Origin of the sequence: Streptomyces sp. NPDC015130 (genome assembly GCF_043080005.1) — a bacterium.
In the GTDB taxonomy this organism is placed as follows: Bacteria; Actinomycetota; Actinomycetes; order Streptomycetales; family Streptomycetaceae; genus Streptomyces.
In genome coordinates this window covers 58,217-78,198 of record NZ_JBIBVC010000011.1, presented here as the reverse complement: position 1 = coordinate 78,198, position 19,982 = coordinate 58,217, and the positions used below count along the sequence as shown (strand labels likewise).

The 19,982-nt window shown below is 73.4% G+C and carries 15 protein-coding genes; 9 read left to right on the top strand and 6 right to left on the bottom strand.

Annotated features, from left to right (window positions below; translation table 11 throughout):
• Positions 1-170 precede the first annotated feature (170 nt).
• From ACF08F_RS23275 to ACF08F_RS23255, 5 genes are all read left to right on the top strand, one after another.
• Positions 171-1,346 (top strand): low temperature requirement protein A, encoded by a 1,176-nt coding sequence (locus tag ACF08F_RS23275; RefSeq protein ID WP_392300454.1) that lies wholly within the window; start codon positions 171-173, stop codon positions 1,344-1,346.
• 41 nt (positions 1,347-1,387) lie between these two features.
• The gene (locus tag ACF08F_RS23270) at positions 1,388-3,976 is read left to right on the top strand and encodes an ATP-binding protein (RefSeq protein WP_392300453.1); all 2,589 of its coding nucleotides are present in this window, start codon (positions 1,388-1,390) and stop codon (positions 3,974-3,976) included.
• A 193-nt stretch (positions 3,977-4,169) separates the two neighbouring features.
• Positions 4,170-4,955, top strand: a complete 786-nt coding sequence (locus tag ACF08F_RS23265; protein ID WP_392300452.1) for an SDR family oxidoreductase — start codon at positions 4,170-4,172, stop codon at positions 4,953-4,955.
• Positions 4,956-4,981: 26 nt separating this feature from the next.
• Positions 4,982-6,070 carry a P1 family peptidase gene (locus ACF08F_RS23260; RefSeq protein WP_392300451.1) on the top strand — a complete coding sequence of 363 codons (1,089 nt, stop codon included), beginning with the start codon at positions 4,982-4,984 and terminating at the stop codon, positions 6,068-6,070.
• Between the two features lie 105 nt (positions 6,071-6,175).
• Positions 6,176-7,024, top strand: coding sequence for a DUF6227 family protein (locus tag ACF08F_RS23255; RefSeq protein ID WP_392300450.1), 849 nt, complete (start codon positions 6,176-6,178; stop codon positions 7,022-7,024).
• A gap of 385 nt (positions 7,025-7,409) precedes the next feature.
• Here ACF08F_RS23255 and ACF08F_RS23250 read toward each other — a convergent pair whose 3' ends face one another.
• The gene (locus ACF08F_RS23250; protein ID WP_392300449.1) at positions 7,410-8,960 is read right to left on the bottom strand and encodes an MFS transporter; all 1,551 of its coding nucleotides are present in this window, start codon (positions 8,958-8,960) and stop codon (positions 7,410-7,412) included.
• A gap of 62 nt (positions 8,961-9,022) precedes the next feature.
• Here ACF08F_RS23250 and ACF08F_RS23245 point away from each other — a divergent pair, with 62 nt between their 5' ends.
• Positions 9,023-9,982, top strand: a complete 960-nt coding sequence (locus ACF08F_RS23245; RefSeq protein WP_392300448.1) for a helix-turn-helix transcriptional regulator — start codon at positions 9,023-9,025, stop codon at positions 9,980-9,982.
• Positions 9,983-10,082: 100 nt separating this feature from the next.
• Here ACF08F_RS23245 and ACF08F_RS23240 read toward each other — a convergent pair whose 3' ends face one another.
• Positions 10,083-11,084: an RNA polymerase sigma factor RpoD/SigA gene (locus ACF08F_RS23240; RefSeq protein WP_392300447.1), complete on the bottom strand. Its 1,002-nt coding sequence runs from the start codon at positions 11,082-11,084 to the stop codon at positions 10,083-10,085.
• Between the two features lie 485 nt (positions 11,085-11,569).
• Here ACF08F_RS23240 and ACF08F_RS23235 point away from each other — a divergent pair, with 485 nt between their 5' ends.
• On the top strand, positions 11,570-12,649 hold the full coding sequence (locus ACF08F_RS23235) for a questin oxidase family protein (protein ID WP_392300446.1): 1,080 nt from the start codon (positions 11,570-11,572) through the stop codon (positions 12,647-12,649).
• 12 nt (positions 12,650-12,661) lie between these two features.
• On the opposite strand, the gene ACF08F_RS23230 is transcribed toward ACF08F_RS23235, so the two are convergent.
• On the bottom strand, positions 12,662-13,450 hold the full coding sequence (locus tag ACF08F_RS23230; protein WP_392300617.1) for a dioxygenase: 789 nt from the start codon (positions 13,448-13,450) through the stop codon (positions 12,662-12,664).
• A gap of 125 nt (positions 13,451-13,575) precedes the next feature.
• On the opposite strand from ACF08F_RS23230, the gene ACF08F_RS23225 reads away from it, so the two are divergent.
• The gene (locus ACF08F_RS23225) at positions 13,576-14,082 is read left to right on the top strand and encodes a MarR family winged helix-turn-helix transcriptional regulator (RefSeq protein ID WP_392300445.1); all 507 of its coding nucleotides are present in this window, start codon (positions 13,576-13,578) and stop codon (positions 14,080-14,082) included.
• Between the two features lie 49 nt (positions 14,083-14,131).
• On the opposite strand, the gene ACF08F_RS23220 is transcribed toward ACF08F_RS23225, so the two are convergent.
• A complete protein-coding gene (locus ACF08F_RS23220) occupies positions 14,132-15,667 on the bottom strand; it encodes an MFS transporter (protein ID WP_392300444.1) in 1,536 nt (511 codons plus the stop codon).
• Between the two features lie 158 nt (positions 15,668-15,825).
• Positions 15,826-16,491, bottom strand: coding sequence for a TetR/AcrR family transcriptional regulator (locus tag ACF08F_RS23215; protein WP_392300443.1), 666 nt, complete (start codon positions 16,489-16,491; stop codon positions 15,826-15,828).
• Positions 16,492-16,849: 358 nt separating this feature from the next.
• On the opposite strand from ACF08F_RS23215, the gene ACF08F_RS23210 reads away from it, so the two are divergent.
• Entirely contained in the window at positions 16,850-18,121 is a 1,272-nt protein-coding gene (locus ACF08F_RS23210) for a M6 family metalloprotease domain-containing protein (protein WP_392300442.1), read from the top strand.
• Here the strand turns inward: ACF08F_RS23210 and ACF08F_RS23205 are convergent.
• Positions 18,108-19,736: a class I adenylate-forming enzyme family protein gene (locus ACF08F_RS23205; protein ID WP_392300441.1), complete on the bottom strand. Its 1,629-nt coding sequence runs from the start codon at positions 19,734-19,736 to the stop codon at positions 18,108-18,110. The two genes, ACF08F_RS23210 and ACF08F_RS23205, sit on opposite strands and share 14 nt — an antisense overlap.
• Positions 19,737-19,982 lie beyond the last annotated feature (246 nt).

Sequence of the window (19,982 nt, the reverse complement as noted above, 5' to 3'; positions counted from 1 at the left end):
TCCAGGCTGCGCCCGCGCACAGGGGGTGCGTGAGTGCCGATGGTCGCCGGACGGACGGGACTAGGTCGGCGCCTCGGACGGGCCTAGGTCCTGTCAGCGGAAGGCCGCAGGGCCGGGGCGGACGGCAGGGCTCCGCGAGCGGCCCACCGGGCTGTGCTGTGCTGGTACGCATGACACAACCGTTCCTCCCCCTCACCGCCCGCTCGCGCGAGGAGTCGCACCGGGCCGCCACGCCCCTGGAACTCTTCTTCGACCTCTGCTTCGTCGTCGCCGTCGCCCAGGCCGGGGCCGAGCTCGTCCACGCGGTCGCCGAGAACCACACCGGCGAGGGGATCCTCAACTACGCGATGGTCTTCTTCGCCATCTGGTGGGCGTGGATGAACTTCACCTGGTTCGCCTCGGCCTACGACAACGACGACGTCCTCTACCGCGTCGTCACGCTCGTCCAGATCGCGGGCGTCCTCGTCCTCGCCGCCGGCATCTCGCGCGCCTTCCAGGAGCACGACTTCCTCGTCGTCTACATCGGCTACGTCGTCATGCGGCTCGCGCTCGCCTTCCAGTGGATGCGCGCCGCCCACCACGCCACCGACCCCGCCGAGCGGGCGATGTGCCATCGGTACGCGGGCGGGGTCGTCGCCGTCCAGATCGGCTGGCTCGCGCTCGTCCTCGCCCCCGAGCCGGCCCGCGGCTGGGTCTTCCTCGTCATGGTGCTGGCGGAGCTGGCCGTGCCCGTGTACGCGGAGAAGGTCGCGCCCAGCACCTGGCACCCGCACCACATCGCCGAGCGGTACGGCCTGTTCACCATCATCGTGCTCGGCGAGACCGTCGCCGCCGCGACCGTCGCCGTGAAGTCCGGCGTCGCCGAGAACGACGCCCTGGGCGAGCTGCTGCCCATCGCCGTCGGCGGCCTGCTCCTCGTCTTCGCCGCCTGGTGGATCTACTTCGTCGTGCCCGCCCACGACCGGCTGACCTCCAGCCGCAACGGCTTCCTGTGGGGCTACGGCCACTACGTCATCTTCGCCTCGGCCGCGGCCGTCGGCGCGGGTCTGGAGATCGCCGTCGAACAGGCGGTGGGCGAGGCCCACATCTCCACGACCGCCGCGTCCGCCGCCGTGACGATCCCGTCGGCCGTCTTCCTGATGTCCGTCTGGCTGCTGCACGCCCGCTACTTCAAAGTCGGCATCGCCCAGCAGCTCGTCCTGCCCGTGGCCGCGCTCGCGATCCTGCTGTGCACGTTCGCGGGCCACTGGGCCGTCCTCGCCGCGGGGCTCGTCGCGGCGGCCACGGTCGCGATCGGCGTGACCCTGACCGCCCGGAACCCGGCGACCCGGGCGTCGGCCGCCTGAGACCTGGAGGCACCGCCCTCCGCCGCGCGACAATCCGGCCCATGATCTTCCGCCTTCTCGGCCCGCTCGCGGTGTCCGACCCCGCCGGCGCCACCGCACCCGCCGCCGGCGGCCCCAAGGTCCGCGCCCTGCTGGCCCGGCTCCTCCTCGACGCGGGCCGGACCGTGCCCGTGGACCGGCTCGTCGACGGGCTGTACGGGGACGAGCCGCCGGCCGGTGCGCAAGGCGCGCTCCAGGCGCAGGTCTCCCGGCTGCGCCGGGTCCTGCCGCCGGGGGTGGCGGTGGAGCACTCGCCCGCCGGGTACCGGCTGGCCCTCGGGACCCCGGCGGAGGACGTGGACGCGCTGCGGTTCGAGGCGCTGGCCGGGGCGGGCGCCCGGGCCCTTGCGGCGGGCGACCCCGTGCACGCCGGGGACCTGCTGCGGGAGGCGCTCGGGCTGTGGCGCGGACCGGCGCTCTCCGACGTACGGGACGCGCCCTTCGCCGCGGGTCAGGCCGCCCGGCTCGAAGGGCTGCGGCTCGACGCCCTGGAGGCCTGGGGAGCGGCGGAACTGGCCTCGGGTGCCTCGGGCGAGGGCCTCTTCTCTCTGGTACGGGAGTTGGCGGCGGCGGCCCGCGAGCACCCGCTGCGTGAACGGCTGCGCGGGCTCCAGATGCGGGCGCTGGGCGCGGCGGGGCGACAGGCCGAAGCACTGGCCGTGTACGAGGAGGTGCGGGCGGCACTCGCGGAGGAGCTGGGCGCCGACCCGTCACCGGAGCTGTCCGCCGTCCACCTGGGGCTGCTGCGGGGCGGGGAGGCGGGCCCCGGGCGGGCGGGCCCGGAGCGGGTGGCCGCCCCGGCGTTGCCCGCGCCGCTGACGGACTTCGTGGGGCGGGAAAGGGAGCGGGAGCGGCTGGTCTCGCTGGTGGCGGCCGCCCGTCTGGTGACCCTGGTGGGGCCGGGCGGCGCGGGCAAGACCCGGCTCGCCCTGGAGGTGGGCGCGGCCCTGCCGGGTGAGGTGCGCTTCGTGGAGCTGGGGGCGGTGGCCGGAGGCGGGCGGACCGGTGCCGGGGAGGTCGCCGAGGCGTTCGCGGCGGCGCTCGGGGTGCGGGGCGGCGGCGCGGAGCGGCTCGAAACGGCGCTGGCCGGGCGGTCCGTGCTGCTGATCGTGGACAACTGCGAGCACGTCGTCGACGAGACGGCCGTCCTCGTCCGCCGCCTGCTGGCCGCATGCCCCCGGCTGCGGGTGCTGACGACGAGCCGGGAGGCGCTCGGGATCACCGGTGAATCGTTGCTGCCGCTCGGGGCGCTGACGCCCGAGGCGGCCGAGGAGCTGTTCGTGCGGCGGGCCGCGGCCGTGCGGCCCGGATTCACGGGCCACGCGCGCGTGGCGGAGCTCTGCGCGGGGCTCGACGGGCTGCCGCTCGCGGTCGAGCTCGCGGCGGCCCGGCTGCGGTCCCTCTCCGTCGACGAGCTCGCCGACGGCCTCGGCGAGCGCCTCGAACGCTTCGAGCTGTTGTCGCGCGGGGACCGGACGGCGCCGGAGCGGCACCGCACCCTGCGGGCGGTGGTCGAGTGGAGCTGGTCGCTCCTCGCCCCCGGCGAGCGGGAACTGGCCGCCCGTCTCTCGGTGTTCCGCGGCGGCGCGACGGCGGAGGCGGTGGCCCGGGTGTGCGGCGCGGGGGCCGGCACGCTGGCCTCCCTCGTGGAGAAGTCGCTGGTGGAGACGCGGGACGGCCGCTACGGGATGCTGGAGACGATCCGCGTCTACGCCGCAGGACAGCTGTCGGAGGAGGACCCGGCGACCGCGGCCCACCACACGTACTACCGCGAGCTCGCGGAGGCCGCCGACCCCGAACTGCGCGGAGCCGCGCAGCTGGAGTGGCTGGCCCGGCTGGACGCCGAGGACGCGAACCTGCGGGCGGCGCTGCGGCGGGGCACGCCGGAGGACGCGCTGCGGCTGGTGGCCGCGCTCACCCCGTACTGGTGGCTGCGCGGGCTCCGGGGCCGGGTCGCGGCGCCGGTCGCGGAGCTCCTGGAGCGCGTGGTGCCGACGGCGGAGCTCGGCGAGGAGTACGCGCTGTGTGTGCTGGCGGCCGGGCTGCGCGAGGGCGAACACGTCGAGCGCGCCCAGCAGTTCCTGGCCTCGCGGACGGTCCCGCTCCGGCAGCCGTACACGGCGTTCCTGTGGTCGACGTCCGTGGGCCCGGTCGAGGGCCTGCCGATGGGCGACGACCCCTGGTCCCGATCGCTGGTCCTCGTGGGCCGGGCCTTCCTGACGACGGCGACCGGATCCGCTCCTGGGGACGACGCGCGCGCCACCGCCGAGGCGCTCCTGACGGAGGCCCTGGCCGGCTTCCGGGCGCTCGGCGACCGCTGGGGGACGGCCACCGCCCTGGAGGGCCTGGCGGCCCTCTCCCCCGAACCGCTGCCGATCCTCGCGGAGGCCTTGGCCCTGTTCGCCTCCCTGGGCGTCGCCGAGGACGTCGTGGACCTGCTCCACCGCCGCGCCGCCGTCCACGAGGCGGCGGACGACCCGGCCGCCGCCGCGGCCGACCGCGCTCGCGCGGCGGACACGGCCCGCAGGGCCGGCCTGAAGGGGGCACCCAAGACGACCGGGGCGACAGAGGAGGCCGGGGCGGCACGATGACCGGCCGCCCCGTCGAGGCACCGCGCTCACCGCGCTCGCCGGGGAGGTCGGCGCGCTCCTGGGAGGGTGAGCGCGCCCCCGTCAGCGGCGGTCAGCTCTCGGTCAGCGGCTCGTCAGCGACCGGCGCGAGTCTTCCTTCCGTGCCCCGGGGAAACGCCCCGGCGGCAGCGGAGACAAGCCCGAGGAGACCGCCATGCAGCAGCAGCCCGTCACCCGTACCGCCCTCGTCACCGGTTCGTCGCGCGGCATCGGGCGGGCCGTCGCCCGGCGCCTCGCGGCCGACGGGATGGTCGTCGCCGTGCACTACGGGCAGGACGCCGCCGCCGCGCAGGAGACCGTGGACCTGATCGTGCGGGACGGCGGCCGGGCCTTCTCCGTGGGCGCCGACCTGGCCACGCACGACGGGGTCCTCGCGCTCGTCGACGGCGTACGGTCCGGGCTCGCCGCCCACACCGGGGATGCCGTGCTCGACGTCCTTGTCAACAACGCCGCCGAGAGCCGCTCGGGCGGGCACCTCCGGGACGAGACGCCGGAGCTCTTCGACCGGCTCTTCGCGGTCAACGTCCGGGCGCCGTACTTCCTCGTGCAGGGGTTGCTGCCGGTGCTGCGGGACGGCGGCCGGATCGTCAACATCGGCTCGGCCGTCACCCGGATCGCCCTCGCCGACGAACTGGCGTACGCGATGACGAAGGGGGCGATGGAGACCCTCACCCGCACCCTCGCCAATGTGGTCGGGGAGCGCCGCATCACCGTCAACACGGTCGCGCCCGGCCCGACCCAGACGGCCGGACTCACCGCCGCCATGGCGGCGATGCCGGAGCTGGAGGGCATGCTGATCGGCGGCCAGGCGCTGCCGTGGGTCGGGCAGCCTGAGGACATCGCCGACCCGGTCGCCTTCCTCGCCTCCGAGGACGGCCGCTGGATCACCGGGACCGTGATCGACGCCTCGGGCGGCACCTACCTCGGCCCCAAGCGCTGAGCCAAGCCGCGTGGTAGGCAGGGGACATGACACATCCCCAGGAAGCGGGCGCCCGGGAAGCGGGAGCACTGGACGCCGTCACCGATGTGAGCGGGGTGCGCGTGGGGCACGCGCGCGTGGCCGGGGTCCGGGCGCTGAGCGGCACCACGGTCGTCCTGGCCCCGGAGGGCGGGGCCGTCGCCGCCGTGGACGTGCGGGGCGGCGGGCCGGGCACGCGGGAGACGGACGCGCTCGACCCCCGGAACGTGGTCCAGCGGATCGACGCGGTCGTCCTGACCGGCGGCAGCGCGTACGGGCTCGACGCGGCCTCCGGGGTCATGGCCTGGCTGGAGGAGCGGCACCGGGGCGTGCGGGTGGGTCCCGACCCGTCCCACGTGGTGCCGGTCGTCCCCGCCGCCTGCGTCTTCGACCTGGGGCGCGGCGGCGACTTCTCGGCCCGGCCGGACGCGGCGACGGGGCGGGCGGCGGTGCAGGCCGCCGACGCGAGCGGGGACCACGCGCGCGTGGAGACGGGCGCGGTCGGCGCGGGCACCGGGGCCGTCGTCGGCGGCCTGCGGGGCGGCGTCGGGACGGCGAGCACCGTCCTGGCGTCGGGCATCACGGTCGGCGCGCTGGTCGTGGTGAACGCGGTCGGTTCCGCCGTCGACCCGGCCACGGGCGTCCCGTACGGCAGCTGGTTCGAGGGCGGCACCCCCGGGTCCGGGCGGCCCGCCCTCCCGCCGGCCGCGGTGCACGAGGCGGCTCTGCGGCGCCTCGCGGAGGCGCGGGCGGCGAGCGCCCCTCCCCCGCTGAACACGACGCTCGCCGTCGTCGCCACGGACGCGGTGCTCACCCGCGCGCAGGCGCAGAAGGTCGCGGGGACGGCTCACGACGGCATCGCGCGCGCCGTGCGTCCGGTGCACCTGATGAACGACGGGGACACCGTCTTCGCGCTCGCCACCGGGCGGCACGATCTTCCGGAGGAGCCGGGTCCGCTCGCCCTGAACGAGATCCTGGCGGCCGGCGCCGACCTGGTGACCCGGGCGATCGTCCGGGCGCTGCTCGCGGCCCCCGGCGGACAGCGCGGCCCGGGCGGCGACTTCCCCTCGTACGGCGAGCTGTACGCGAACGGCTGACGACCGCCCTCCATCGACGTACTCCCGGTAACCGCAAGGGAGTTGACGGAGAAACCGGCGGGAACTTCCGGTGGACGCCCTTCGTTTTGCAGAACCCAGGACACGATGTCAGACCCAGGGACTACGTTTAGCAAGCACCAAGTGACATGCGGCGACGGCCTGGAGACCCTCTTGAACGATCCGCAGGATCCTCACGATCCGTACGAGACGACCGAGACGCACCTTGAGCGGCTCCTCGGCCGGGCGCTCAACTCCTTCGACCTGCCCGACTCCACCGTCGAGCGCCTCGGCACGGCGCTCGCCCACTCCAGCGCGCTGCACTCCTCGCACCACAGCGCGTCGCTGCACCGGACCACCTACCGCCATACGTATCTGCTCGCCGACGGGAGCGCGCTCAGCCTCTGGGAGCTCACGCACAACACCGGACGGGACGGCTCCGACCAGCACGAGCTGTACACCGAGGAGTCGGAGGCCCGGCTCGCGGCCTCCCGCCTGCCGGCCGGCCCGCTGCCCGGCTGGACGGTGGAGCGGTCCGACGGCACCGCCCTCGACGGTGACGACGACGAGGACATGGCGCTCCTGAGCGCCCTGCTCGCCCGCCCCATACCCGCCCAGCCCCGGATGTACGTACCGGACAACTCCGCCGACCACGCGCGCCGCGTCCTGCGCCGCGCGGAGAACGTGGACCGGCCGGGCGAGCGGACGGCCCGGCGGCTCCGCCTGGCCTTCGCCCACCACATCACCCAGGCCTTCGGACGGCAGTGCGCGGTAGAGGGGGGCCGGGACGCCGGGTTCACCCTCTACGAGCACCAGTTCCTGCTGCTCGACGGCAGCGAGGTCAGCCTCTGGGAGATCGAGCACACGGCGACCCCGGACGGCCGGCACATGTGCGAGGTGTACGAGTCCGAGCGCGCGGCCCGCGAGGCGATGGAGACCCGCGCCCGGGTCCGCTGACGCCCGCCGCCGCCCCCTGCGCCCGCTCCCGCTCCCGCTCCCGCCGTCAGGTGAGCGCGGGGGCGGGAGCGGGGGCGGTGTCCGGGACGTCGGTCTCGGTCCCGGCTCCGATCCCGGCCCCGGCTCCGGCCTCTTCCAGCCTCTCCAGGGCGAACCCCCTGTTGGCGCGGGTCTGTTCGCGGTACGAAGCGGGCAGGTCCGGCAGCGCGAGCAGCCGGTCGCGGGCGGCGAGCGAGCCGGCGTGGGCGGCGCGGTAGCGGCGCCTCGTCCGCAGCCGCGCCAGCAGCTCGTAGCAGACTCCCCCGTGACCTCACCTGACGGACACGGCGAAGGGCCCTGGTCCCGGGACGGTTCCCGGGGCCAGGGCCCTTCCTCACTCGGGGGCTCAGTGCGTCAGCACCGGCTCCTTGCCGACGGCATCCGGAGCGTCGTCGCCGTCCTCGTCGCCGTGCTCGCCGCCGCCCTCCAGGTGCTGCTTCGGCTTCGCCGGCAGGGCGAACATCACCAGGAAGATCCCGGCGAGCACGACCGCCGCCCAGCCGAGCGAGTTCTGGAAGGCGTCCGTGAAGGCCGCACTCACCTCGGTCGGGACCTGCGCCAGGTTCCGGTCGTCGATCACGCCGAAGAAGACGACCGACACGAGGCCGAGGCCCAGCGCGTTGCCCATCTGGCCCGTCGTGTTGATCAGGCCCGAGGCCGAGCCCGCGTGCTCCCTCGGCACCTCCGAGAGGACCGCGTCCGTCAGCGGCGCCACGATCAGGCCCATGCCCAGACCCATGACGACCAGCGGCGCGATCATCTGCCAGGGCTCGATCCCGCTCCCGTAGCGGCCCGCCACGAAGGAGTAGAGGAGGATGCCCGCGATCATCGTGAGCGCGCCCGCCTGGAGCACCTTGCGGCCGAAGCGCGGCACCAGCTTCTGGACCGACAGACCGGCGGCCGTGGAGACCGCGATCGAGAACGGCACGCCGGTGACGCCCGCCTTCAGCGGGGTCCAGCCGAGCCCGATCTGCATGTACATCGTCCAGACGAGGAAGAAGATGCCGAGCACGATGCCGAAGGTCAGCTGCACGGCGATGCCGGCGGCGAAGCTCTTCACCTTGAACAGCGGCAGCTCGACGAGCGGCGAGCCGTCCTTCCGCGTCTTGAACCGCTCGTAGGCGACGAACGCGCCGAAGACGAAGAGGCTGCCGACCATCATCGCGTGGCCCCACATCGGCCAGTCCAGCTCACGGCCGCGCGTCAGCGGGTAGATCAGCATCAGCAGCGCCGCCGTCACCAGGAGCATGCCGACGATGTCGAGCCGGAGCGCCTTCGGCGCCTTCGACTCGGAGATGAACTTCCGGCCCAGGATCAGGCCCGCGATGCCGACCGGCAAGTTGATCAGGAAGATCGGGCGCCATTCGAGACCGGCGATGTTCCACTGCGTGAGCAGCGCGCCGAGCAGCGGACCGGAGACGGCGCCGAGGCCGATGATGGCGCCGAACATCCCGAAGACCTTGCCGCGCTCGTGCGCCGGGAAGGTGACGTGGATGATCGAGAGGACCTGCGGGACCATCATCGCCGCCGCCGTGCCCTGGAGGAGGCGGGAGGCGACCAGCATCTCGGGGTTGGCGGCGAAGCCGCAGAGCGCCGAGGCGACCGTGAAGCCGGCGGTGCCGAGGAGGAAGAGCCGCTTGCGGCCGTAGATGTCACCGAGCCGGCCGCCGGTGATCAGGCCGGCCGCGAAGGCGAGCGCGTAACCGGCGGTGATCCACTGGATGGCCCCGAAGGAGGCGCCCAGGTCACGCTCGATGCTGGGGATCGCTATGTTGACGATCGTGGCGTCGACCAGATCCATGAAGGCGGCCGTCATCACGATGGCGAGGGCGATCCACCGCCTCTTGTCGCTCGTGTCCGTGGGGGCCGCATCCGTGACGGCTTCGTGTGAACTCATACGAGGAAGATAGAAGCCATCTAGGCCAAATGATGTCCTAGATGGCCTCCATCCTGGAAAACATGACGGACACCCCGGTACGACTCCTGAATCTCCTGTCGCTCCTGCAGACCCCGCGCGAGTGGCCCGGCAGCGAGCTCGCCGAACGGCTCTCGGTCTCCCCGCGCACCATCCGCAGGGACATCGACCGCCTCCGTGACCTCGGCTATCCGGTCGAGGCGACGCTCGGAGCGGTCGGCGGCTACCGCCTCGTCGCCGGCACGGCCATGCCGCCGCTCCTCCTCGACGACGAGGAGGCCGTCGCGATCGCGGTCGGCCTGCGGGCCGGCGCCGGGCACGCCATCGAGGGCGTCGAGGAGGCCTCCGTACGTGCCCTGGCGAAGCTGGAGCAGGTCCTGCCCGCGCGGCTCCGCCACCGGGTCTCGACCCTCCAGAACGCGACGCTGCCGCTGACCAGGGGCGACGGTGCCACGGTCGCGCCCGCCACGCTGACGGCCCTGGCGGGCACGGTCACGGGCCGGGAGAAGCTGCGCTTCGGCTACCGGGCGGGCGACGGCGCCGAGACGAAGCGGCTGGTCGAGCCGTACCGCCTGGTCTCGACCGGGCGCCGCTGGTACCTCGTCGCGTACGACCTGGGGCGCGAGGACTGGCGGACCTTCCGGGTCGACCGGGTGAGCGACCCGCTCGCGACGGGCGCCCGCTTCACCCCGCGCGAGCTGCCGGCGGGCGACGCGGCGCAGCTTCTGCTCCGCTCCATGTCCCGGGCCCAGACCGAGCTGGAGCTCGACGTCGCCTTCGAGGCGCCGGCGGACTTCGTGACGGCCCGGCTCCCGTCCCATCTGGTCCCGACGGCGACGGGTCCGACGACCTGCCGCCTCCGCACCCGCTCCACCGACTCCGTCGAGTGGCTGGCGCTCCGTCTGGCCCTGGTGGACGCCCCCTTCACGATCCACGGCCCGCCGGCCCTCCACGGCTACGTGGACGAGCTGGCGACCCGCCTGGCCGCGTCGACGCGACCGTAGACCGGCGACCGCGACCGCGACCGCCGGAGGCGACGAGGGGCGGGCGGCCCGCTTCCGCGGCCGTCCGCCCCCTCACCGTCCGAACCCGGACTCCCGGCGCCTACGCCACGGCGTCGAAGCCCGTGTCGTGGGCCATCTTCTTCAGCTCCAGCAGGGCGTGCTTCTCGATCTGGCGGATCCGCTCGCGCGTCAGGCCGTGCTGCTTGCCCACCTCCGTCAGGGTCCGCTCGCGCCCGTCCTCGATCCCGTACCGCATACGGATGATCGAGGCCGTGCGGTGGTCGAGCTTGGCGATCAGGTCGTCGAGCTCCTCGCTGCGCAGCAGCGTGAGCACCGACTGCTCGGGCGAGATCGCCGACGTGTCCTCCAGGAGGTCGCCGAACTGGGTCTCGCCCTCGTCGTCCACCGACATGTTCAGCGAGACCGGGTCGCGCGCCCAGTCCAGGACGTCGGTGACCCGCTCGGGCGTCGAGCCGAGCTCCGTCGCGATCTCGGCGGGCTCGGGCTCCCGGCCGTTCTCCCGGTTGAACTCGCGCTGCACGCGCCGGATGCGGCCCAGCTCCTCCACCAGGTGGACGGGGAGCCGGATCGTCCGGGACTGGTCGGCGATCGACCGGGTGATGGCCTGCCGGATCCACCAGGTCGCGTACGTGGAGAACTTGAAGCCCTTCGCGTAGTCGAACTTCTCGACCGCGCGCACCAGGCCCGCGTTCCCCTCCTGGATCAGGTCGAGCAGCGGCAGACCGCTGCGCGGGTAGCGCCGCGCGACGGCCACCACGAGCCGCAGGTTGGACTTGATGAAGAGGTCCTTGGCCCGCTCGCCCTCGGCGACCAGCGCTTCCAGCTCCTCGCGGGCCGCGCCGCCCGCCTCGCTCTCCATCTCCCCGTCCAGGATCTGCTGGGCGTACACGCCCGCCTCGATCGTCTGGGAGAGCTCGACCTCCTTGGCGGCGTCGAGCAGGGGTGTACGCGCGATCTCGTCGAGGTACATGCCGACCAGGTCGCGGTCGGCGATGTCCCCGCCCACGGCGCGAACGCTGCTGGCCCGGCTCGCCCCGCTCTTGGCGGAGGTCTGACGACGGGCGACGGCACGGGTTGCCATGCGTGCTCCCTTGCTGAGTAGGTCGCGACACCCTCTCGGGTGCCCTGCATCCGACGGAAACAACGACTGGAATCAGGACAGAATTCCCACCCGGCACATGGATTTTCGCGATCATGCAGTATCCTGCGCGGCCGCCGCCCCTTCGGGCATGCCGACGGAACCCACGGAGGTGCAGGTCAGACCGGGCACGGAGGGTGATGCGGCGCCGCTCGCGGGGCTCCGACCACGCTGTCGGTGAGATCGCGATCACATGCGGCGCCATCCCTTCAGACGCGGTCGCGGGCGCTCGGGTTGCGCGCGCCGAAGACTCGGGACGACTCGACCCCGACCACTCGACCACTCGACCACTCGACCACTCGACCACTCGACCACTCGACCACTCGACCACTCGACCACTCGACCGGAAGTCCTAGCCGGGTCCCGGACCCGCGGTCTAGGTCCCGAGCCCGTTACGCCCCGCGGTTCCCCGCCCTAGCGTCGGCGGCATGAGCGACGACACGCGCGGCGACCAGAGCGCCGACACGACCGGCACCCTCGACGAGGCCCTCGAACGCCTCCACGCCTCCGGCCCCGAACGCCACGGCTGGCTCTCCAACCACGCCCCGATGGCCGTCGAGGCGCTCGTCCGCAACGGCCAGGCCCGGACCGTGCACCGCTGGCTCGACCGCTACGCGCACAAGCTGGAGGAGCTGCCGCCCGCGCGGCGCCCCGTCACGGCGGACGACTGGCGTGAAGCGCTCGGCGACCCGTCCCGGATCACCGACTGGACGCGCTTCTTCGCGCGGGAGCTCGACGGGCCCGAGGCCCGCCCGTGGCGCGAGGTCCTCGCCGAGTGGTGGCCCCGGCTGCTCCCCGGGATCGCGGCCGGGGCGACGCACCCCGCGATCCGCACCGGTCACGCCGTACGGACGCTCCTGACCTCCCCGGAGACGGCACCCCGCCGCGCCGAGCTGGCGCACGCGCTCGGCTACTGGGCGGCCCGCCACCAGCCGCTGCCCCCGCTCGCCCCGCTGGCCGTGGCGCCGAGCGCGGCGGCCGCCCTGGACGCCGTACCGCCCGTCCCGGAGCAGGAGGGCGGGATCCGGCACCGGCTCGACCAGCTGACGGCGTTCCCTCGGTGGGGCGCGGCCCCGGACCCGGACACGGCGAAGGCGCTGCTCACGGAGCTGGTGGCGGCGGCGACCCGCCGGTACGCCACGCACGGCCACGGCGAGCCGGTCATGCTGGTCCACGCGGCGACGGCACCGAACGCGGTCCTCCGCGCGCTGCCCGCCCTCCCCCGCGAGCTGTGGGCGCCGAGCCTGGCGGCGGCCTGGACGGCGGCGGCCGCGGTGACGGCGGCGTACACCCCACACGAGGCCCACAACCCACACGAGGCCCACACCCCACGCGAGTCCGCCCCGTACGCGAGGACCGCCCTCACCGCCGAGGAGGTCTTCGAGCGGGCGGCGGCGCACGGCGACGACCACACGATCAAGTTCACCGACACGGCGCTCGACGTCGGCGACCCGCTCGCACTGGCCGCCGCGGCCCGCTCGATCGAGCTCAACCCGCCGGTGTTCTGAGGGGCCGGGACCTCAGCCGAACTGGACGGACCGCTTGGCGAGCCCCATCCAGAAGCCGTCGATCACGGACCGTTCGGCGTCGAGGTCGCCGGCCGCGTCCGCCGCGCCCATGGTGACGAAGAGGGGGGCGAAGTGCTCCGTACGCGGGTGGGCGAGGCGTCCGGCGGGGGACTTGTGCGCGAAGTCGAGGAGGGCGTCGACGTCCTGCGCCTCCAGGGCGCGGTGCCCCCAGTCGTCGAACTCGGCGGACCAGCCCGGCACGCCGCCGCCGGTGTGGCGGAGGGCGGCGAGGTTGTGGGTGAAGAAGCCGCTGCCGACGATCAGGACGCCCTCGTCGCGCAGCGGGGCGAGCCTGCGCCCGATGTCCATGAGCCGGCGCGGGTCGAGGGTGGGCATGGAGATCTGGAGCACGGGGATGTCTGCGCCCGGGAACATCTCGACGAGCGGCACGTAGGCGCCGTGGTCGAGCCCGCGGTCGGGGATGTCCTGGACGGGTGTGCCGGGCGCGCGGAGCAGCTTGCGGACGGCCTCGGCGAGCTGCGGGGCGCCGGGCGCCTCGTACCGGACGCGGTAGTAGTGCTCGGGGAAGCCCCAGAAGTCGTAGACGAGCGGGACGGTCTCGGTGGCGCCGAGGGCGAGCGGGGCCTCTTCCCAGTGCGCGGAGACCATCAGAATGGCCTTGGGGCGGGGGAGGCCTGCGGACCAGGCGGCGAGTTCGCCGGGCCAGACGGGGTCGTCGGCGAGCGGCGGAGCGCCGTGGGAGAGGTAGAGGGCGGGCATCCGTTCGAGCGTGGCGTCCATGCTGCGACCTCCGGCCTGTTCGGTCATCGAGTCCACCCGACCCACGGGACCGAGTCATTGAAAGTTCAAGCTCAATATCTGCAGAGTAAACGTATCTAGTTCAACTTTCAAGAACGAGTCGTACGATGGGACCCATGGGAGACATGACCGAACCGCGCTGGCTCACCGACGAGGAACAGCGCACCTGGCGCGCCTACCTGCACGCCACCACGCTCCTGGAGGATCACCTCGACCGCCAGTTGCAGCGCGACGCCGGGATGCCGCACGTCTACTACGGACTGCTCGTCCAGCTCTCCCAGGCGCCCCGCCGGCGGCTGCGGATGACCGAGCTCGCCAAGAGCGCCAAGATCACCCGCTCCCGTCTCTCGCACGCGATCGCCCGCCTGGAGAAGAACGGCTGGGTGGGGCGCGAGAACTGCCCCTCCGACAAGCGCGGCCAGTTCGCGCGGCTCACGGACGAGGGGATGGACGTCCTGCGCCGCACCGCGCCCGGCCATGTGGCGGCCGTGCGCCAGGCGATGTTCGACCGGCTCTCCGCCGACCAGATGACACAGCTCGGCGAGATCATGCGCGTGATGGCCGAGGGCCTCGAACCCTCGGGCCCGGACGCGGACCTGCCCTGGCTCCGCTGAGCACGGGGCTCGCGGAACCAGGGCAGGACGCGCCAGGAGCGGTACGGGGTCAGTGGGCGATGACCGGCACCTTCACCTCGTCGTCCGCGCCCGCACCCGAACCGGCGACGACGCCCATGTCCGGCTTGCCCGTGGTGATCAGGGTGAACGCGATCACGGCCGAGACGACCAGGATGCCGACGGCCCACCAGATGGCCGCGGTGTAGCCCTCGACCATGCCCTGGAGCTGGAGCAGCTTCTGGGCGGCCGGGGTGGTCGCGCCCGCCGCGTGGTCGGTCAGGTAGGCGGTGGTCGCCGAGGCGGCGATCGTGTTCAGCAGGGCCGTACCGATGGCGCCGCCGACCTGCTGCGAGGTGTTGACCATCGCGGAGGCCACACCGGCGTCCCGCGGGTCCACGCCGAGCGTCGCGAGCGACATGGCCGGCATGAACGCCGTGCCCATGCCCAGACCCAGCAGCAGCTGCGCGGGCAGGATCAGACCGGCGTACGAGGTGCCGACCTCCAGCTGCGTGAGCAGCAGCATGCCGAGACCGGCGGTCAGGAAGCCCGGGGCCATGAGCATGCGCGGCGGGACGCGGGTCATCAGCCGCGTACCGATCTGCGTGGAGCCGATGATCATGCCCGCGATCATCGGGAGGAACGCGAAGCCCGTCATGACCGGCGAGTAGCCCTTCACGACCTGGAGGTAGTAGGTCAGGAAGAGGAAGAGGCCGAACATCGAAATGACGGCGAGACCCAGCGAGAGGTAGACACCGCCGCGGTTGCGGTCGGTCAGGACGCGCAGAGGCAGCAGCGGGGACTTCACCTTCGCCTCGGTGAGGACGAAGGCGAGGAGCAGCACGGCGGAGCCGACGAACATGCCGACGGTGCCGGCGTCGCTCCAGCCCTCGGACTCGGCGCGGGTGAAGCCGTACACGAGGGCGACCAGGCCCAGGGTGGACAGGATCACGCCGGGGATGTCGAGCGTGGAGCGGTTGCGGCCGCCCGCGGGCTCACGGATGACCAGGTACGCGCCGACGGCGGCGACGATCGCGAACGGGATGTTGACGAAGAAGGTCCAACGCCAGTTCAGGTACTCGGTGAGGAAGCCGCCGAGGATCAGACCCACGGCGCCGCCACCACCGGCGATCGCGCCGTAGATGCCGAAGGCCTTGGCCCGCTCCTTGGCGTCGGTGAAGGTCACGGCGAGCAGCGAGAGCGCGGCGGGCGCGAGGAGCGCGCCGAAGGCGCCCTGGAGCGCGCGGGCACCGAGCATCATCGCCTCGCCGGTCGCGGCGCCGCCGAGGGCGGAGGCGGCGGCGAAGCCGATCAGGCCGACGACGAAGGTCCGCTTGCGGCCCCAGAGGTCGGCGATACGGCCGCCGAAGAGGAGGAGACCGCCGAAGGCGAGCGCGTAGGCCGTGATGACCCACTGCCGGTTGCCGTCCGAGATCCCGAGGTCCTGCTGGGCGGAGGGCAGCGCGATGTTCACGATCGTCGCGTCGAGCACGACCATCAGCTGGGCGAGGGCGATGAAGACGAGCGCTTTCCAGCGGCCGGGGTCGGCCACGGCCTGGCTCGCGGAGCTCGCGGGGATTTTGGACATGGGGGTAGCCACCTCTTGGCGCGTACAGGTGAAAAAGGGACGTGGAAGACGTGAAAGGGGGAGGTCAGGAGGGGAGGTCAGGAAGGCGGTTCGGAAAGCGGTTCAGGGCGGGGTTCAGGAAGGAGGTCCGGGACGGGAACGACGGGGGTCCGGGAGGGTCACGACCGCCCGCAGGAGTCGCGCCGCAGGTCCTCCAGCGTCGCGGCCGTACCCGGCAGCTCGGAGCGCGCGGGCGCCTCCAGGCCGTCGAGGAACAGCTGCAGATGGCGGTGGACGAACTGGTCGAAGTTCACGCAGGCCGTTCCGGGCAGCGGACGGGTCAGCTGCGAGACCGCCACCATCAGGTCCCCGACGCCGATGTCGGAGCGGAGCCGGCCGGCGCGCTGCGCCCGCTCGACGAGGCCCTCGACGGCCTCCTCCAGACGCTCGCGCTCGACGGTCAGATCGGGGTGGTCCTTGTCGAAGGCCCCGTCGAGCATCGGGCACAGGGCGCCGATGCGCTCGTCGGCGGCGGCGTGGGTGAAGCGGCGGAGGGCGGCGAAGGTGTCGGACTCCTCCTCGGCGGCACGCTCGGCGATCTCGGCGACGCGGGCCATGAGGGAGAGGACGACCTCGCGGACGAGATCGACGCGCTCGGGGAAGTTGCGGTAGAGCGTGGCGTTCCCGACGCCGGCGCGCCGCGCCACCTCGTCGTACGGCACCTGGGGGCCGAACTCGACGAACATCTCGCGGGCCGCCGTCACGATCCGCTCGCGGTTGCGCAGGGCGTCGGCGCGCGGGCGGGGTACGCGGCGGACGGGCGCGGTGTCCGGGGTGCTGGTCACGCCACAACCTCCTCAGCTTCTTCTTCCGATGCGGCCGAAACGATGCGGAGCGATCCCGAGCGATCCGGGAGCGATCCGGAAGCGATCCGGGGACAGACTCCCCACTTCGCAGAACACAGGTTTAAACGGGGACGGAGCCCCCGGTTATTTCCCGAGCCCCATGTGACCTGGGTCACGTACCACGCGCGGCGCGGAATGCCGCCGGAACACCCCGCGCCACGCCCGGCACCGACCCGATCGGTCCACCCGGCGCGCGCACCGGAGCCACTCGCCACAGGCTGATCGCACGGCACGGATCTCCGGTCTCCCCCGCAGGAGATCCGTGCCGCAGACCTGCCCCCACCGGAGAGGCGCCCGTATGCAGCACCCCCGCCGACGGATACGCAGGCCGGTCGCGCTGGCGGCGACCACGGCCCTCTCCCTCGCTCTGCTCGCCTCCGCGAGCACGACGCTCCCCGACCCCGCCCCGGCCTCGGCCGGCCCCGTGGCCGCCGCGCCGAGCGGCGCGCAGCTCGGCCCGTGCCGGATCGCGACCACGATGGGCGTGCAGATGTCGGAGGGGCTGCCCACCGCTCCCGGATACGTACGCTCCACGGGCCACGTCAGGGCACTCACCCTGATGGTCGACTTCCCCGACGCCGTCGGCGAGGGCACCGCGATGAGCCGGTTCCGCGAGTTCTTCCCGCAGACCTCCGACTGGTTCCACACCAGCTCGTACGGGCGCCTGAAGTACCAGGCCGAGGTCCCGATGACCGACTGGCTCCGGATGCCCCGCCCGTTCTCCGAGTACGGGATCGAGCGCGGCTCACCGTACGAGCCGGGGTACCGCTCCCTCGTCGAGGACATCGTGAAGGCCGCCGACGCGACGGTGGACTTCAGCGCCTACGACCTGGTCAACGTCCTCGCCACGCCGAACGCCGGGCCGTCCGCCCTCGACACCGTCCTCTCCGTGACCTTCTCCGGGAACGACGACGCCCCCTACGCCGACGGCGTGCCGCTCGCCAACACGTCCTTCGTCTACAGCCGCCAGGACGACGGCTCCGGCAGCTTCGCCGAGACCGGCTACCGGGTGCTGCCCCACGAGAACGGCCACGTCTTCGGCCTGCCCGACCTCTACACCTCGGACGGCGGCGGCACGGTCGGGCACTGGGACATCATGTCCGAGGACTGGGGAGCCAACAACGACCTGCTCGGCTGGCACAAGTGGAAGCTGGGCTGGCTCGACAACGACCAGATCAACTGCGCCTCCGGCCCCGGCTCCACCGACTACTCCCTCACCCCGCTCGCCGTCGCCGGCGGCCCCAAGCTCACCTTCGTCCCGCTCTCCGGCACCTCGGGGTACGCGGTCGAGGTGCGCAGCAAGGAGGGCAACGACGAGGCGGTCTGCGAGCAGGGCGTCCTCGTCTACCGGGTCGAGTCCGACGTGGACACGGGCCACGGCCCGGTGACCGTGTCCGACAGCGACCGCTCCAGCGGCGGCTGCACCCGGCGCCCGAACGTCCACGCGGAGCTCTCGGACGCCCCGTACCGCCCGGGCGAGACGTTCACGGACCGGGCGAACGGCATCCGGATCAGCGTCCTGGCCGAGGAGCCGGACGGCTCGTACCGCGTCCGCGTCACACGCGGCTGAAGAGCGTCCGCAGCTCCCGCTTGAGGATCTTCCCGGTCGGGTTCCGCGGCAGCTCCCCCTGCTGTACGAGGACCCGGGCGGGCACCTTGAAGGCGGCGAGGCGCGCGCCGACGTGGGCGCGCAGCGCCTCCACGTCGAACCCGGCACCGGCCCCCGGGCGCAGCCGGACGACGGCCACGACCTCCTCACCGAGGACCGGGTGCGGCATGCCGAGCACGGCGGCGTCGGCGACGTCCGGGTGCTCGTGCAGGACGCTCTCGACCTCGACGCAGTACACGTTCTCGCCGCCGCGGATCACCATGTCGGTGAGCCGGTCCACGATGCTGACGCGCCCCTGCTCGTCGACCCGCGCGAGGTCCCCCGTCCGGAACCACCCGTGGTCGGTGAACGCGGCCCGGGTCGCGGCCTCGTTCCCCCAGTACCCGCGGATGAGCGACTGCCCGCGCAGCCAGAGCTCCCCCACCCCGCTCCCGTCGGGCCGCTCGATCCGCACCTCGGTGGTGGGCGAGGGGCGCCCGACGCTGCCGGGATGCGCCCGGTACTCGGCCCCGATGTTCGACAGGACGCCGCCGCAGGTCTCGGTCAGCCCGTAGCCGTTGCGGGGCTCGACGCGCTCGCCGTACGAGGCGGTGATCCCGGCGACGATCCCGGGCGGGGCGGCGGCGCCGCCGGTGCTGAGCAGGACGAGGCTCTCCAGCGGGTCGCCGGTGGCGCGGGCGGCTTCGAGGAGCTGGAGCGCGGTGGTGGGCACCCCGGCGTAGTGGGTGACCCGGTGCCGGCGGATCAGTTCGAGGGCGGCCCCCGCGTCCCACTTCCGCATCATCACCAGCGTGCCGCCGGCCGCCATCACGGCGTAGAACGAGGTGAAGGCGGCGACGTGGAAGAAGGGGAAGGTGGTGAGCGAGACGGGCGCGGGCGCGGACCCGGGGATCTCCCCGCGGGCGAGGGCCGCGGCGGCGGCGAAGTACCGGGGGTTCATGGCGGCCCCGGCCTGCGCGAGGTGCGTGGCGACGGCACCCTTGGGCCGGCCGGTGGTGCCGGAGGTGTAGATGATCGTGCAGTCGTGCTCGGGAAGGACGTCGACGGGAGGCGGCCCGAGGAACGGATCGCTGTCGGGGACGTACGCGACGAACCCCTCCTCGGCCTCCCCGTCGAAGACGATCCCGGGCACCCCGTGCTCGCCGGCCCAGCCCCGCACCCGCGCGACGCGCTCCCCGTCGACGAGCAGCACGCCGGGCGCGCAGTCGTCGAGGGCGTACGTGAACTCGTCCTCGGTCCACCAAGCGTTGAGGGGCACGGCGACGAGCCCGGCGAGCTGTGCGGCCCAGAAGGCGATGTGCCACTCGGGCAGATTCCGCATCACGACGACGGCCCGGTCCCCGGGGCGCAGCCCGTACTCGCCGACGAACCGCCGGGCGAGCCCGCAGGCGGCGTCGAAGAACTCCCGGTAGGTCGTCTCCCCGGTCTCGGAGACGAGGAAGACCCGGTCCCCGTAGGCCCAGACGACCTCGACGAACTCCCGCAGCGTCCGCGGCCCGCCGACGTACACACCGCCCTGAACTGCGAAGGGAGCACCGTCGGCGGTCAGCCGCTCCGCCCCACCCGACACCACCACGCGACCTCCTGAGCACCTGCCCGCCCCAGCGCGGCGACGCTATGCGCCGCCGCTCCGAGGGTCAACCCGCGCCCCGGAGGGGTGGAGCGGCCACCCGGCGACCACCATCACGGCGCTCTGCGCAATGTGACGCCCGCCACATCCGGATGCCTACGGTAGGCGTCCGTTTACTCGGGGATTACTCTCCGAAGTCCATCATCCGGACGCGCAGCCACCACCGCCTGACCAGCGGGGCGGCGCGACGCC